Source organism: Paenibacillus sp. P13VS, from assembly GCF_015143645.1.
Lineage (GTDB): Bacteria > Bacillota > Bacilli > Paenibacillales > Paenibacillaceae > Paenibacillus > Paenibacillus xylanilyticus_A.
In genome coordinates, this window is sequence record NZ_WYEV01000015.1 from 74,679 (window position 1) to 90,148 (window position 15,470).

Here is a 15,470-nt window from a genome sequence, read left to right on the forward strand (position 1 = left end):
ATATCCACACAAAAAGGGGAGATTGGCATGGTGAAAAAGGCAATATTCCTAATGATGGCAATGCTGCTGGTATTTACGGCGGCGTGCAGCTCAGATGGAGAATCGGGAGGAACATCCGCGGATGGCTCGGTGACGCTGCGTATCGCGTGGTGGGGCTCGGATACACGTCATGAGTACACGCAGAAGGTCATTGACTTGTACAAAGAGAAAAATCCGAACGTCAAAATTGACGTCGAGTATGCCTCGTTTGATGACTACTGGAAAAAGCTCGCTCCACAAGCTGCAGCGAATCAGCTGCCAGACATTGTTCAGATGGATATTTCCTACATCAGCCAATATGCACAAAATGGTCAACTGGAAGATCTGGCTCCTTACCTTGGCAATCAGATCAAGGTGGATGATGTTTCCGAGAACGTCATCAGTACTGGCGTAATCAACGGCAAGCAGTATGGTGTCCCTGCCGGGGTTAACGTACTGGGCTTCCATTATGACCCGGCACTGCTCAAAAAGGCAGGAGTGGATACATTCCCGGAAAATCTGACCTGGGAGTCGTACGAAGCACTGGGTAAACAAACTGCAGAAAAAGGACTGTACTTGGATGGTGGGGTAGCTCCGGATATTTTCTTCCACTATTTCCTGCGGACCAAAGGTTTGTCACTTTACAATGCTGAAGGTACAGGACTTGGATATGACGATGATAAATTGTTTGTGGAGTTCTTCGGTTTGATGCGTCGCATGATCGAACAAGGAGCGGCACCTTCGCCGGATATTGCTAACCAGACGAAGGGGATTATCGAGGAATCCGATCTGGTCAAAGGCAAAGGAATCGGAATCTGGCAGTGGTCCAACCAGTTTGTAGCCGTACAGCAAGTTGCTGACCGTCCACTGGAGTTTGCTCCAATGCCTGGACCTGACATGGAAAAGGGCCTCTACATGCAGCCGAGTATGTACTGGGCAGTCACTTCGAACTCGAAAGTGAAGGAAGAAGCCGCCAAATTCATCGATTTCTGGGTGAATGATGTGGAAGCCAACAAACTGATCAAGGGCGAGCGCGGTGTGCCGATCTCCGGCAAAATCAAGGATGCCATTGCACCTGAACTGAGTGAGCCAACGAAGCAGGTATTTGACTTTGTAGCAGCCATGGAACCAAAAGCTTCACCAATGAGTCCACCACCACCAGTGGGTTCTCCTGAAGTCATTGCATCTCTGGCCGATGCTGTTGAGGAACTGAATTTCGGCAGAATTACACCGGAACAGGCAGCGGAGACATTCCGTAAAAACGCTGAAGCGGTTCTGGCCAACAATAAATAACAGTTGAATGATTGCTTGCTCATCCCACCCGGGATGACGGGGACTGGGGCTGCTCGCTAACCGCGGGGGCCTTTCCCCGTCCATTTGTGAATCCCCCGTTTGTCGGAAGCAGGCAGATCAATAAAGGAGGTTCATTCCGTTGAGGCAGTATTCGTCGTTGCGCAGAAACCTGACCGGGTACGCATTTATTAGTCCGTTTATTATCGGATTTCTGGGCTTTACGCTGATCCCGATGTTTGTGTCCTTATACATGTCGTTCACGAGTTATAACCTGTTCACTTCTCCCCGGTGGATTGGAATGGACAACTACACCAAAATGTTTTTTGAAGACCCGAAGTATTGGAACTCGGTTAAGGTAACCTTCCTGTATGTATTCATTGGGGTTCCTCTGAGGCTGGTCTTCGCACTCTTCGTCGCCATGATCCTGAATACCGGTTCCCGTATGGTCGGAACGTACCGTACGTTGTATTATCTCCCATCCATTATTGGTGGTAGTGTGGCGGTGTCGATCATGTGGCGTAACCTTTTCAGTAATGAAGGGGTGATCAACAGTGCACTAACCGCAATCGGAATCGGGCCGATCAGTTGGTTCGGTGATCCGGATGCGTCCCTGGTGATGCTGATCTCGCTGTCCGTCTGGCAGTTCGGTTCCTCCATGTTGATCTTTCTGGCAGGTCTTAAAAATATCTCCCCCGAGATGTATGAGGCAGCAGGGGTGGATGGGGCAAACCCGATACGCAAGTTCTTTAGCATCACCTTGCCACTGCTTAGCCCGATCATCCTGTTCAATCTGATTATGCAAACGATCGGTGCATTCATGACCTTCGTACCTGCATACATCATCTCCAAAGGAGAAGGTGGCCCAATGGATGGTACGATGCTGTACTCACTGTACTTGTTCCGTCAGGCCTTTATGTTTAACAATATGGGTTACGCTTCGGCAATGGCTTGGATCATGCTCATCATGATCGGTTTGCTAACCGTAGCTGTGTTCCTGACATCCAAGTTCTGGGTGTTCTACGAATCTGAAGGAGGGAAGTAACGATGGTTTGGAAAAATGTAAAGTGGCCGATTTATCACCTGTTCGTTGCGGCTTTAGCCCTCCTGATGCTGTATCCGGTACTATGGATGTTATTCAGTTCATTCAAGGAGAGCCGTACGATCTTCGTTACCGCGGAGTCTCTCTTCCCGGCGGAGTGGATCTGGAGCAACTATGTGGATGGCTGGAAAGGTGCGGGCGGAAGACCGTTTATGGACTACATCACCAATTCACTCGTGATCGTAGTCATTTCCACCATCGGTGCCGTGTTATCCTCGTCGCTTATCGCCTTCGGTTTTGCCAGACTTAACTTCAGAGGCCGCAGCTTCTGGTTCTCCCTGATGATGTTGACGCTGATGCTGCCGCATGACGTGGTGCTGGTTCCGCAATACATTATCTTTACGAAGCTGGGCTGGTTGAATACGATTTTACCGATTGTGGTACCTACATTTTTCGGAATGCCGTTCTTCATTTTCCTGATGGTACAGTTCATTCGTACGATTCCAAAAGAGCTGGATGAAGCAGCAACCATTGATGGATGTAACAAATTCAGATTGTACATTCAGATTATCATGCCGCTGATTAAGTCCTCGCTGGCGACTGCCGCAATCTTCTCCTTCTACTGGAGATGGGAAGATCTTCTGGGGCCGGTATTGTATCTGAACTCACCGGATAAATATACAGTATCCATGGCGCTCAAAATGTTCCTGGATAGCGAGTCTGCCTCCAACTGGGGTGCGATGTTCGCCATGTCCATCGTCAGTCTGATTCCAGTTGTAGCCGTATTCTTCATTTTCCAGAAACAGATTGTACAGGGCATGAGCACCAGCGGACTGAAAGGATAAACTGTATTCACTGTGGATTATCACTTCATCCAAAAGCTTAAACAGGGAGGTTGTTCCTATTGGATAAAGCTCTGGGTAGTCAAGCCGTTGCCACCGAGGCAGCGGTCCGCAATGAAGAGAAGATTACGCATTGGAAATTTGACTTCGGTCCAGGCGCGGACATTGAAGGTTACCGGAAAGTGTCAGCCCATAGTACCTATAGGGATACGATCGGTTACGGATTTGAGCCGGATTCCCGTGTTTATGAGAAACAGCGGTTTGGTGAGACAGAAGATCGGGATAGTGTACAGCAAAATCAGGAATACTCGGGGCAGGCCAATGTGTCTGCCCGCTTGCGTTCAAGCTTCTGTATTCCACTCAAGGCATCGTTTATCGTTGATGTGCCGGACGGCACTTATCAGGTACTGCTCATTGCCGGAGATGAGCTCGCTGAGACGGTCACCAGAGTGAAGGCTGGCGAAGGCAGATTAATGCTGCCAACGATCCGTACTTTGCCTGGACAATGTGCCGAGGTCCGATTTTCGGTTGTGGTCAGAGACGGAAGGCTTCGTCTGTCCTTCTCCGGTCCGGCCCCGCGGATCAACGCCTTGGAGATTACGCTTGCGAATCAAACGATGACCGTATTTTTGGCGGGAGATTCCACGGTAACGGATCAGCCGGAGAGCGGGTACCCATACTGTGGCTGGGGACAGCTGCTGCCGGCTCAATTCAAGCATGATGTTGCTGTTGATAATCATGCACAATCGGGACGGAGCTCGCGCAGCTTCATTAATGAAGGCCGTTTGGATGCGATCATGAAGCGTATTAAGCCTGAAGATTTCTTGTTCATTCAATTCGGACATAATGATGAGAAGCCGGACCCGGAGCGGGGAACAGAACCGTTCACAACCTATAAGGAGTATTTGAAAAAGTATATTGATGCAGCCCGCGGAGCCGGGGCCCGCCCGGTATTGGTGACGCCTGTGCATCGGCGCTTTTTTGCGGATGATGGCACGCTGAACGACACGCATGGTGATTATATTATTGCCGTGCGGGAGCTGGCACAAGAGGAAGAGGTTCCGCTAATTGATCTTGCTGAACGCAGCCGTATTCTGTTCGAGCAGGCGGGGATTGAAGGCACCAAGGACGATTTCATGTGGGTGCTTCCGGGTGAATATTTGAACTTCCCGGCAGGGGTGGAGGACAATACGCACTTTCAGGAACGCGGCGGACGGCGACTGGCGGCACAAGTAGCGGAAGCGATCCGCGAGCTTAGACTGCAGCCGCTGCAAATGTATTTACGATAGATAGGGCGGATAAATATCGTGCATAGAGGAGGATTCCTAGTGGCAAGAGAGCATACTGAAGCAGGCCGTTTGGCAAATAGTAAGGCAGCCCTGGCGACAGGTCACACCTATTGGGTTATTCCAGACGGGTACATACCGCCAGATAGTCGTGGCTCGCTGGAGAGTCATGAGAGCATCTGTGTTCTCAATACCGGTCAGGAGGAGGCGGTACTCGATATAACCATCTTCTTTGAAGACAGAGAACCGATCGAGAACATAGAAGCGAGCGTACCGGGAAGAAGAACCAAACATATCCGTACGGCATCACTTCATGCCGGAGAGCAGTCTATTCCCTCTGGCGTGCCGTATGCCATCACCGTTTCCAGTAATGTACCTGTTATCATTCAATACAGTCGTTTGGATACCACACAGCCCGAACTGGCACTGATGAGTGTCATGGCTTTTCCGCTGACTTAAATTTTCATGTCAAGACGACGAGCCACCTTGCAACTGCTGCAGGTGGCTCGTCGTGATTCCACATATTACTCCGTGTATTTGTATGTGCTGGCATTGAGGATTTTCACATGCACTTTCACTTTTCCAAGTTTGAAGCGTTTGATAGGATCTGCCCGGTTCTGAACCTGCTCTTTCCATAGAGCGAGATCATGACGATACAGATGTTCCACCAGACCGTAGGAATCGATCTGGCGTGATTTGGTTTTTTCGAACGTATCACGGATTTCGGACTCAATCTGTTTCCCGGCTGCTTCCTCCATCGTTTGGGGAGACTGGTGAGGGCCATGTTCTTCAACGATGATGCCTTTCGCCGAAGTAACGAGGTCGAAGGTGACCCCGCTTCCTTCCTTTCTTGCTGAAATTTTGGTGTGGGGGTCATGCAGTCTAAGAGTCAGACCCGGAGTCTTGCTTTCATTATTGTAAACGTACAATGGATACTGGTGGACACGATCATAATTCACGAATCGGGTACCATTAGCTTCCTCACCTGCCACTTTGCCTTGATTGGCACCGTTCGATATGACAAAAAATCCATCCGTTTTAATTAGTGGGGGATTCTCCTCCCCATTAAACCACGTTTGGTTCCTGTTGGTGATCGATGGTAATAGAATAACCGAAGCAGGCTCACGGAAACCATCAAGAAGCTGATGGAGACGGATCGGCTCAAAGGAAGAGTACTGCTTATACAGCTTGATCGGTTCGAATAGCTCAATGGTCTGGGTCGATTGGTTTAACAAGGCAGAGGGAGCGAGGACATCGGGTATGCTTTGTTCTGTACCGTAAATCCAAGGTGTATACCTCAATTGACCGGAATGCAGCAGTGTATCAAAAATATCCTCGAGTCGATCGTTCAAGGCGTTTTTGGATAAGACGATTGCTTTTACATGCGTCCACAAGGTTTGTTGCTGGGAAGTCTTATAGAGATCGTTAATAGCCATGCTAAGCGTTGTGCCTTCTCCTCGCCCAATCCAGATATCACTTGCTTGCCGTGAAGTTGGCCCCTCCTGCTTGGCAATACTGGAGAAATCAATCAGCTGGGCATAAGCGATATATTTATTATCCTCGTAATCTATCCCGATTCCCGTGATAAAGTTAATGCTCTGAACCTCTTTGGAATCCCAGCAACCCGTCACAAGGACCATGCAGCTCAGAAGCAAGCTACCCAGGGATAGCCATCTATTCACGGACGTTTCCTCCGGCGGGTGGAATCCTGGGTATGGAGTGCGGCCGGACGTTTAGTCCTCTTTAGAGAAGGTTTCATGGATACGGATTGGGTGAAGTCACCGGGAATATAGGGAGATACGGGGGACAGATAGGATACGCCATAACACTCCAAGGAAACGAGATGTACCAGTAGAGCAAATAGTCCAATCATGAAACCGAACAATCCAAGGAGGGACGACATGACCAGCATTCCGATACGAACCTGGGCTGTAGCTCCACTTAATACCGTATTCACCAATATGTAGCTGGAAATGACCGAGATGGCGACGGATACAATGATGGTGGGTGAAGTAATTCCGGCACGAATAGCTGCGTCTCCAATGATAAGCCCACCTACCACGCTGACAGTCTGGCCCAGTGCACGCGGCAGTCTACGGCCTGCTTCGTTGAATAGCTCGAACATGAAGATCATGAGAAATGCTTCCAGTGTCACTGGCAAGGGCAAGCCCATACGTGTTCCAGCAATGGTTGCCAGAAGCGGTAAAGGGATCTGCTCTACATTAAAGCTGGTTAAACCGATATAGAAGGCTGGAAAAAAGCAGGCAATAAGCAGGCCGGAAATGCGCAAAATCCGTTCAAACGTCACAATAAAAAATGGTGTACTTTCGTCTTCCGGTGATTTCAACTGATTGAACAGGGTGGTTGGGGCAATGATGGCTACAGGTGAACCCTCAATCAAAACAGCAAAACGACCATTTAAGAGTGAGTCTACGACATAATCGGGTCGCTCTGTATTATCGGTGAGTGGGAAAATGCTGCGAATGCCTCCCATGATGGACCGTTCCATAATCGAAGTTCCAAGAAGGCCATCGATTTCAATCACGTCCAGGTTTTTACGAGCTTCTTTCAGAATTTCGGGATTAATAATGTCTCCCACATACAAGAGGGCAATAGAGGTTTGGGTTCGGCCGCCCTTGACATATTTTTCGTAACACATGGAAGAGGTTTTCATTCGTTTGCGAATGAGTGCAATATTTACGCTTAATTCCTCAGTGAAGCCATCCCGGGGCCCTTTGACCGATGACTCAATCGCTGATTCCTCAGGATTTCTCCCTGGTATACTTGCAATATCCAGACTGCAGGATTGTTCACCGTCTCCGAAAATGAGCAGTAATTGTCCACTGAAAATCAGAAGGTTAATATTTTCTGCATCTGTAAGATCTTTGACTGGATTCAATGTTAACCCCAATTCTTTGGGATGGGCTTCTTCAACAAGCAAAGAATGCTCTTCCAGCCGGGGAATAATGAATTGGTTAATCTGTTTGCCATCGACCAAACCGTCACAATATAGCATAATGACCGACTTATCGGTTTCATCTTTGGCAGGAAAAGTCTGAATAACGACATCCGCACAGGGATCGAATTGTTTTTTCAAAGAGGCAAGCAGTGTTTCATGGGACGTGATGTCAATCGCTGGGTGCTCCATGATGTTTCCTCCTCTGATGGCGTGAGCTGACGAATCCAACAATGGTGGCAATAACGGCTAATCCGCTTAAATAGATGAGATTGATTGGAAAGACGTAATCGACCAGCAGCTTTTCGAATGTCATATCGTCCAGTCGGTACAGCATGGAAAGAATAAACAAAACAGCGATCGTTACCATGCTGATTAACCTTCTGGAGGCGCTCTTAATATTCCAAATTTCTACCACAATATACATGGCAAGGCTTATTCGGGTAAATGAACCGGCCAGCCACTGATAGATCGAGAAGAAATCGGTCTGTGCAATGTATTTGCCCAAGGAGGCAATTCGCCATTCCTCAAAAGCGGGATAGCGCATTTTGGCCGCTTCAAAAGGATTAAATTCTACGATGGCGCCAATGAGCGGGCCAAGTGTCAGTCCAAGGATAATAAATGCGAGCATCAAGTACTGCCATACACGGATTCGTTTAGCCAAGTGGGGCTGGATGAACCAGATAAAGAGCAGCTCAAACATGCCTGAAAGGCTGTACATCATGCCATGAAAAACGGGTTGCCAGCCCTGTTCAAGTACAGGGAGCATCCGGCTGTAGTCTTTGTATTGGGTATTTACGATGGAAACATAGATACCAAGCACCACAACGAGAGGCAGAACAAGCCCTGCTGTAAATGCGAGCGAACGAATGCCTTTGTAGGCAGCATAGGCACAGAGCGACATAAGCGCAATACTTGTTGCCAATACCGGTGTCTCCGTCAGGTAATTGGTTTTGGCCCATGTGGTGGTATCGTGCAGGGTGAAGTAGATGACTGACAGGAAAAAGAGGCTGTTTCCGATCCGGAGGAAGAAGCCCAGAGGCTTGCCCAGATGGGAAGTCAGCCATTCGTGTAAGGTTTGATGCTGAAGAAAACGGGAGACATAGGCAAGCATGAGCGCAAATACAAGATAGGGGCCTGCCGATATCAGGACCGAAATCCAGGAGTCTCTTTTAGCTGCACTTAACAAGGCAGGAATGATCAGGACGTGGCTAATCAGACCGACGGATAACATGATTAACATCATGGCTTGCAAAAAAGAAGGTTGTCTAGGTTTCATGCGGAGGGGTCCCCTTTTCGCGATAGACTATCCTCAGCAGTGTTAACGTGATTGGGGTGCTTCATACAGGCGAGTGAATGGTTAAGTTGATGTATCCCATGCTGTAGTTCTGGGTTGTTCCTTAACCTTACAGATCAAAATAACGAATTCCCATCGCTTCTCGCACTTCAAGCATCGTTTCCCGTGCGACTTGGCGGGCCTGGCGGGTGCCCTCGATAAGAATTTCTTTCACCTCATTTTCCCGCTGCTCATAGTGTGTTCGCCGTTCACGAAAAGGTGCAAGCAAATCGTTAATCGCAGTGCCGGCCAAATGCTTGCAATCTCTGCATCCAATGGAACCCTGGCTGCAGCTGGCATGAATTTCTTCAGCGTACTCCTTCCGAAATAACTGATGGTATGCAAATACCGGGCAGATATCGGGATGGCCTGGGTCGGTACGATGGACACGTGCAGGATCGGTCTTGGCCTTGGTCAGTTTGGCATGCACATCATCCGGACTCGCATTTAAGGAGATAGCGTTGCCCATACTCTTGCTCATTTTGCCGATCCCATCGAGCCCGCCAAGCCGCTCACCAGTCAAAATGCGTGGTTCAGGCAGAACCGGAGCGTAGAGCTCATTAAATCTTCGGACCAGTTTGCGTGCAGTCTCGACATGTGGAATCTGGTCTTCACCTGCCGGAACGAGTGTCGCTTTGCAGAATGCAATATCAGCGGCCTGACTGACCGGATAGCCCAGGAAACCGTAGTACAGATCCGTATATCCGCGATCACGCGCTTCCGTTTTGATGGTGGGGTTGTGCCGAAGCGTGTTCACGGTGACAAACATGGAGAAGATCACCGTTAATTCCGCAATCTCCGGAATCATGGATTGGATGAACAGTGTGGCTTGGTTGGGATCAATACCTACAGCGAGATAATCGAGAGTCACTTGATGGACACTGTCTGCAATCAACCCTGGCTGATCATAGTGGGTGGTTAAGGCCTGCACATCTGCCAGTAAAATATAGGTCTTGTATTCATTTTGTAATTGCACCCGGCTGCGCAGGCTGCCCACGTAATGGCCGAGGTGAAGCTGCCCCGTGGTCCGGTCTCCAGTTAAAATAACATCCTTGTTCATATTCATGGTTCATTCTCCTTTGATTTTGTATTTGTTCGAGTATTCTAATCTGCTGACGCCACCAGCCGACTTCCACGACCATCACCTCCTTTCAGCCTGTTACAGTATGCAGGTATCAAAAAAAGCCTCGTCCTTCATCCTGATTCCCGTGAGGGAACAGAATAGAAGGACGAAGCTTGTGCTTCGCGGTGCCACCTTAATTGGCCGCTGGTTGCGGCCCGCTTGGAGATACGGATCAAGATTGATGGTCAGGCTGATTGAAAAACCAGACCGGAACCAGCATATCTATCGATCGATATCCTGTCCGTGGATAACGGCTGAGCATGCCGCCTTGCCTACTTACCGTTCTGCACCCCGATTACAGGATACAGGCCGTGTTCAGCTCGGAACTCCGAAGCCCATTTCCATACGACCCGTGCACCGGCTTCCACCATCCGCCGGCTCTCTGGAGCACGATGTCGTATGTACTTCTCTTCATCATCGTTGATAACGTCCGTTTACAATTTGTCACATTGTATCATGCTTTGACTTCACTGACCAGCCTGTGTTTTCTGCCACTCATATTGGTTCCGAGTACACCTGCAATAATCAGGATCGCTCCGATAACATGGTAACTGCTGACGGGTTCATGCAAAATCCAGGCGCCACCCGCGATGGAAATCAAGGTGGAGAAGTTGCTGAATACACTCATCTTCGAAGCTTCCAGATGGGTCAACGCGTAGCTGGACAGCAGAGTCGAAATCATGGTGGAGAGGATGGCCAGATAGGCCAGCGCCCCTAGATAAGATTCATCCCTGAGAGGTTCTACATAATCGCTTATTGTACCGCTGGATAGATGACGGATGACGGCAGAGACGTTAAAGACAAGACAACCGACGAGCAGGGTAACCCACGTTAATTCCATCGGCTTATACTTCTGGGTGAGCGGTCTGGCAAGCACGCCATACCCTGCAAAGCAAACCGTGGAGAGCAGCAGCAGGGCAATTCCTTTGAAATTACCTGAAGTCATTCCGCTGCCTTTCATCAGGAAGATGAAGACCACTCCGGCAACAGAAAGAAGCAGGAATAGCTTTTGCAGCACAGATGTCCGTTCTTTCAAGAATACTGAAGCCAGAATAAGGGTGAAGACAGGGGCCATGGCCTGAATGATTCCGGCCTCGGATGAATTGGATGATACAAGCCCAAAGGCCTGAAAGGCAAAAAACAAAACCGGCGAGAGCAGACCGAGCGGTATGATTCGCCATAGATCCCGCAGTGTGAGCCGGATTTCGATCCATCCCAGGACAACCGGAATGCTAACGACGAGAAGGGATAGGGCGAACCGATGTGCAAGCACATCCATCGGGTGTGCCACATGGACGGTCATTTTGACAAACAGAAATGATAAACCAATGATAGCCGCATACAATACGGCTGCGGTATAGGCATAAGCCTGGGTACGTGTCGTATTCATAATGTTCCTCCATATAGCCTGATTATGTTGATTGGACTAGGCAAAGACATTGATTGTTATCACGTCCTGTAAGATCTTTGCTTTATTCAATATACGGTCAGTTCAGTCATGGTACAATGATGAAAAGTAGAGATTGTACCGGTACAGTTATGTGGAAAGGAAAATTTAATATATGAAAAAATATGAAATAATCGCAGAGTCGCTGCAGCGTTGGATACAGGAGCAGCTGCAACAGCGGGGGCATCAGCAGTGGATGGACAAGGGAATCAAACTTCCGGCAGTGCGTGTGCTGGCTGAACAATATCAATGCAGTGTAAGCACGGCGATTCGTGCGTATCAATGGCTTGAGCAGCGACATCTGGTGTATGCCGTCCCTCAGTCGGGATATTACGCTGTCCAGAACGGAGTGGGGGCAGAGGATGTGGACTGGAAAGAGCCGCTGGACTTCGCTTCTGCTGCTCCCGATCCCCGTGTATTTCCGTATTCCGATTTTCGTCATTGTGTTGATCAGGCGATGGAGAACAATCAGGCGGAGTTGTTTCTGTATGGTACGGAGCAAGGATTGCCATCCCTGATCCATTTGTTACAGAGGCAATTCGCCGATTATCAGGTGTTTGCCCCTGCGGAACAGTTCTTTATTACATCTGGCGTGCAGCAGGCGCTCGCTGTAATGGCCCTGATGGCTTTTCCGAATGGCAAGAGACGGGTGCTGATTGAGCTACCAAGCTATCATCTTATGCCGTCCCTGCTGGAAGGGCTGAATGTACCATTTACGGGAGTAAGACGAACGCTGGAAGGTCTTGATTGGGAGTCGCTGGAACGGCAATTTGGTGAAGGCGATATTAAATTCTTTTACGTCATGCCACGCTTTCACAATCCGCTGGGGACATCCATGACTTTAGCCGAGAAGAAGAGATTAATTAAGCTGGCCGAACGATATGACGTGTACTTGGTGGAGGACGATTATTTAGCCGATTTGGAGGAAAATACAAAACAGGACCCGCTATTTTCTTACGATACTGTAGGCAGGGTTATCTATTTGAAAAGCTACTCCAAAATTCTGTTTCCCGGCCTGCGCATTGGTGTAGCTGTCCTTCCAGCGGCTCTTGCTCCTTCGTTCGGAGGACACAAAAAAATGCTGGATATCGACACCTCGGTGCTGTCCCAGGCTGCGCTGGAGGTCTACATTCGCAATGGCATGTTTGCACATCACGGGAAAGTCATTCGCAGTCGTTATGCAGCCCGGATGCAGAAGGTTCATGAGCAGCTGGCTGCCGATCCGGAGTTTAGTCCCTTTGCCAATGCTCCGCGAACAGGTGGGGAGCATACCGTGCTGCCACTAGCCGACAATATGCCGCTTGGCGTGTTGTTATCAAGGCTGGAAGGACGCGGAGTAATAGCAGGTACAACCGAGCGTTACTACCCTGAGGGAACGCAGCAGGATAAAATGCTGAGGCTGAACATATCCAATGTGCCGAAGCAGCGGATTGAGGAGGGCATGCGGATTATTCGCGAAGAGATCGTCAAGCTGCAGCGGTAAGATGAAGTGATATATTTGCGGCCCAAAACTATAAAAGGCGTGCAGCCAAGCTGAATATTCAGCCTGATTGCACGCCTTTATCTGGTTCAACTGAAATCTTAGGAACTACTCTTGAGCCATCGCCTTGAAGGAAGCTTCAGCTGCTTCCAATGTTGCCTGCACGTCCTCATCTGTGTGAGCTGTAGTCAGGAACCAGGCTTCGTACTTTGATGGAGCCAGGTTGATACCGCGGTTCAGCATATGCCGGAAGAAGGAGGCAAACCGTTCACCGTCTGTATCTTGAGCTTGATCATAATTTGTTACGGGGTGATTGCAGAAGTGTGTGGAGAAAGCGCCACGAATCCGGTTAATCGTCAGATCAATGCCATGACGATCGGCAGACGCCTGCAGGCCTGATGTCAGATCAATGGCCAGTCGTTCCATTTCTTCATACACACCTTCGCCCTGCAGTACTTCCAGACAAGCGATACCCGCGGAGATGGAGGCAGGATTGCCGGCCATTGTTCCAGCCTGGTAGGCAGGTCCGAGCGGAGCAACCTGTTCCATGACATGCTTGCGTCCGCCATAAGCTCCGATTGGCAATCCGCCACCGATGATTTTGCCGAGTGCAGTCAGATCGGGTTCAATCTCGGCATGATTGGCAAGACCGGCATACGTTTGCGTAGAACCATAGTGGAAACGGAAAGCCGTAATGACTTCGTCATATATCACCAGCGATCCGTTAGCACGTGTCATGGCACACAAACCTTCCAGGAAGCCTGGCTCTGGCATAACCATGCCGAAATTGCCGACAATGGGCTCCACCATAACCGCTGCAACATCATCACCCCAGCGCTCCAGGGCATCTTTCAGGCCATCCAGGTCATTATAAGGAACCGTGATCACTTCATGCGCAATGCTGGTTGGAATTCCTGCACTATCCGGTATCCCGAGGGTGGAAGGGCCGGAACCCGCAGCAACCAGCACCAGGTCGGAGTGACCATGGTAACAGCCGGCGAATTTTACGATTTTATTACGTTTGGTGTAGGCGCGGGCCACGCGGATGGTAGTCATTACTGCCTCGGTACCGGAGTTGACAAAACGTACCTTATCCATGGAAGGAATGGCTTCCTTCAGCATTTTGGCAAGCTTGATTTCAAGCTCGGTTGGCGTACCGTACAACACACCGTTTGCTGCTGCTTCACTAATGGCTTGGGTAATATGAGGATGAGCGTGTCCGGTGACAATAGGGCCATACGCTGCCAGATAATCGATGTAGCGGTTGTCGTCAACATCCCAGAAGTGTGCGCCCTGCGCCTTTTTCATAAATACGGGTGCGCCTCCGCCAACAGCTTTGAATGAGCGGGAAGGACTGTTTACGCCGCCTACAATATGTTCAAGTGCCTCTTTATATAAGATTTCGGATTGGGGACGAGATGAGTTCATGGGTTTATTTCCTTTCGGCTATGAATTTTGTTGACATTTTCGTAACACAACACAGCGAGAGGGCAGCATAATGGCTGCCCTCTGCGTGTTTACATTACTGAGCCGGTTGCTCCGACTGTTGGTCTTCACCGCTTGCTGTTTTATCTTCGGCTCCAGTTGTACTGTCTTCCGGTTCAGCGGGCGGATGAATAATATCCTGAATATGCTGCTTCAATTTCTCTTCATTGGTTACCGTCAGGACTTGTGCTCCACCTGCGGTCCGCTCTTCCTTCAGCATGTTCATCGGCGGAATTTGTTCGCTGCCGTTCATGCTGCTCTGATATCCAAGTCCACCCAGCTTCCACATATCCGAGAGTGTCAGGTTTGTATCCACATAAGGGCTTACCTGTTCCAGAATGGTAGGAAGCTTGGCAATGGTAGTCGTAGATTGCATTTTCGCCGCTACGGCTTTCAGGAATTCACGTTGACGCTCGGAACGAGCGAAGTCGGACATCGCATCATGACGGAAACGCACATACATAAGCGCTGTTTCACCATCGAGATGCTGATAACCTTTTTTCAAATCAATATCGTATTCGTTATTGTCTGCCTTGCTTGTATAGTGCATGTCCTTCTCTACGTCAAAATCCACACCGCCAACGGCATCCACCAATTTGATGAATCCCTGGAAATCGGTATACACATAATATTGGACAGGGATACCCAGCAGGTCGCCAGCCGCTTTCATCGCTGCATTGGGACCGTGGGTAATCGCGGTGTTAATCCGCTCCTTGCCATATCCGTCTATATCGACGTAAGTGTCTCGCAGAATGGAGAACAGGTTGATTTTTTTGGTAAGCGGGTCGAGCGATACAACCATCATGCTGTCTGAACGGGGAATTTCCCCTTCTTTGAGGCCACGGGCATCAACACCCATAACCAATATATTTACTGTTTCAGTGCCTTCCCATTTTGGAGGGTCCGGTGTATTCACTTTTTCGACATTTTCAATACTGGCGAACGGAGAATCGTCGCCTTCCTTCTGCAAGCCATTCAACTGATTGAGAATAGAACCGAAATAAAATGCCGCTGCGCCTCCAACGATCAGAACAAAGGCGGCAAGAGAAATCCATATGGTTCTCTTCGTCTTTCTGGTCATGCTAGCTCTCCTTTGTATTTGAGATGAAATAAAAAAACGAGTTCAGTTTCCGTAGTAACATAGCCTGAAGCCTTCCGTGCACGT

General features: G+C 49.3%; 13 protein-coding genes and 1 other annotated feature. Of the genes, 6 read left to right on the forward strand and 7 right to left on the reverse strand.

What is annotated here, in order from left to right:
- Positions 1 to 27: 27 nt before the first annotated feature.
- The 5 genes from GUA98_RS26065 to GUA98_RS26085 all read left to right on the forward strand — a co-directional run bounded on the left by GUA98_RS26065 (position 28) and on the right by GUA98_RS26085 (position 4,937).
- Positions 28 to 1,311, forward strand: a complete 1,284-nt coding sequence (locus GUA98_RS26065; RefSeq protein ID WP_153976845.1) for an ABC transporter substrate-binding protein — start codon at positions 28 to 30, stop codon at positions 1,309 to 1,311.
- 139 nt (positions 1,312 to 1,450) lie between these two features.
- On the forward strand, positions 1,451 to 2,353 hold the full coding sequence (locus tag GUA98_RS26070) for a carbohydrate ABC transporter permease (protein ID WP_227780131.1): 903 nt from the start codon (positions 1,451 to 1,453) through the stop codon (positions 2,351 to 2,353).
- A 2-nt stretch (positions 2,354 to 2,355) separates the two neighbouring features.
- Complete coding sequence (locus GUA98_RS26075) at positions 2,356 to 3,195, forward strand: carbohydrate ABC transporter permease (protein ID WP_095293181.1); 840 nt, start codon at positions 2,356 to 2,358, stop codon at positions 3,193 to 3,195.
- Positions 3,196 to 3,317: 122 nt separating this feature from the next.
- Entirely contained in the window at positions 3,318 to 4,481 is a 1,164-nt protein-coding gene (locus GUA98_RS26080) for a rhamnogalacturonan acetylesterase (RefSeq protein WP_321573916.1), read from the forward strand.
- Between the two features lie 39 nt (positions 4,482 to 4,520).
- Positions 4,521 to 4,937, forward strand: coding sequence for a sensory rhodopsin transducer (locus GUA98_RS26085; RefSeq protein WP_415753061.1), 417 nt, complete (start codon positions 4,521 to 4,523; stop codon positions 4,935 to 4,937).
- Positions 4,938 to 5,002: 65 nt separating this feature from the next.
- On the opposite strand, the gene GUA98_RS26090 is transcribed toward GUA98_RS26085, so the two are convergent.
- From GUA98_RS26090 to GUA98_RS26110, 5 genes are all read right to left on the reverse strand, one after another.
- A complete protein-coding gene (locus GUA98_RS26090) occupies positions 5,003 to 6,160 on the reverse strand; it encodes a Ger(x)C family spore germination protein (protein ID WP_193724874.1) in 1,158 nt (385 codons plus the stop codon).
- A complete protein-coding gene (locus tag GUA98_RS26095) occupies positions 6,157 to 7,626 on the reverse strand; it encodes a spore germination protein (RefSeq protein WP_193724875.1) in 1,470 nt (489 codons plus the stop codon). The genes GUA98_RS26090 and GUA98_RS26095 overlap by 4 nt, the downstream gene beginning before the upstream one ends.
- Positions 7,607 to 8,713: a GerAB/ArcD/ProY family transporter gene (locus GUA98_RS26100; protein WP_193724876.1), complete on the reverse strand. Its 1,107-nt coding sequence runs from the start codon at positions 8,711 to 8,713 to the stop codon at positions 7,607 to 7,609. The genes GUA98_RS26095 and GUA98_RS26100 overlap by 20 nt, the downstream gene beginning before the upstream one ends.
- 127 nt (positions 8,714 to 8,840) lie before the next feature.
- Positions 8,841 to 9,836: a tryptophan--tRNA ligase gene (gene trpS, locus GUA98_RS26105; RefSeq protein ID WP_193724877.1), complete on the reverse strand. Its 996-nt coding sequence runs from the start codon at positions 9,834 to 9,836 to the stop codon at positions 8,841 to 8,843.
- A gap of 156 nt (positions 9,837 to 9,992) precedes the next feature.
- Positions 9,993 to 10,320 (reverse strand) — a binding site (T-box leader).
- A 27-nt stretch (positions 10,321 to 10,347) separates the two neighbouring features.
- Entirely contained in the window at positions 10,348 to 11,283 is a 936-nt protein-coding gene (locus GUA98_RS26110; RefSeq protein ID WP_193724878.1) for a DMT family transporter, read from the reverse strand.
- Positions 11,284 to 11,455: 172 nt separating this feature from the next.
- Between GUA98_RS26110 and GUA98_RS26115 the strand changes: the two genes are divergently transcribed.
- On the forward strand, positions 11,456 to 12,823 hold the full coding sequence (locus GUA98_RS26115; protein ID WP_193724879.1) for a PLP-dependent aminotransferase family protein: 1,368 nt from the start codon (positions 11,456 to 11,458) through the stop codon (positions 12,821 to 12,823).
- Positions 12,824 to 12,928: 105 nt separating this feature from the next.
- On the opposite strand, the gene GUA98_RS26120 is transcribed toward GUA98_RS26115, so the two are convergent.
- Positions 12,929 to 14,248 carry a glutamate-1-semialdehyde 2,1-aminomutase gene (locus GUA98_RS26120; RefSeq protein ID WP_193724880.1) on the reverse strand — a complete coding sequence of 440 codons (1,320 nt, stop codon included), beginning with the start codon at positions 14,246 to 14,248 and terminating at the stop codon, positions 12,929 to 12,931.
- A 94-nt stretch (positions 14,249 to 14,342) separates the two neighbouring features.
- Positions 14,343 to 15,386 (reverse strand): LCP family protein, encoded by a 1,044-nt coding sequence (locus tag GUA98_RS26125; RefSeq protein ID WP_193724881.1) that lies wholly within the window; start codon positions 15,384 to 15,386, stop codon positions 14,343 to 14,345.
- Positions 15,387 to 15,470: the final 84 nt, after the last annotated feature.

Excerpts from the sequence above, each read along its gene's own strand:
- GUA98_RS26065 (WP_153976845.1), top strand. The coding sequence starts at position 28 with ATGGTGAAAAAGGCAATATTCCTAATGATGGCAATGCTGCTGGTATTT.
- GUA98_RS26075 (WP_095293181.1), top strand. The coding sequence starts at position 2,356 with ATGGTTTGGAAAAATGTAAAGTGGCCGATTTATCACCTGTTCGTTGCG.
- GUA98_RS26095 (WP_193724875.1), bottom strand. The coding sequence starts at position 7,626 with ATGGAGCACCCAGCGATTGACATCACGTCCCATGAAACACTGCTTGCC.
- GUA98_RS26100 (WP_193724876.1), bottom strand. The coding sequence starts at position 8,713 with ATGAAACCTAGACAACCTTCTTTTTTGCAAGCCATGATGTTAATCATG.
- trpS (WP_193724877.1), bottom strand. The coding sequence starts at position 9,836 with ATGAATATGAACAAGGATGTTATTTTAACTGGAGACCGGACCACGGGG.
- GUA98_RS26110 (WP_193724878.1), bottom strand. The coding sequence starts at position 11,283 with ATGAATACGACACGTACCCAGGCTTATGCCTATACCGCAGCCGTATTG.
- GUA98_RS26115 (WP_193724879.1), top strand. The coding sequence starts at position 11,456 with ATGAAAAAATATGAAATAATCGCAGAGTCGCTGCAGCGTTGGATACAG.
- GUA98_RS26120 (WP_193724880.1), bottom strand. The coding sequence starts at position 14,248 with ATGAACTCATCTCGTCCCCAATCCGAAATCTTATATAAAGAGGCACTT.
- GUA98_RS26125 (WP_193724881.1), bottom strand. The coding sequence starts at position 15,386 with ATGACCAGAAAGACGAAGAGAACCATATGGATTTCTCTTGCCGCCTTT.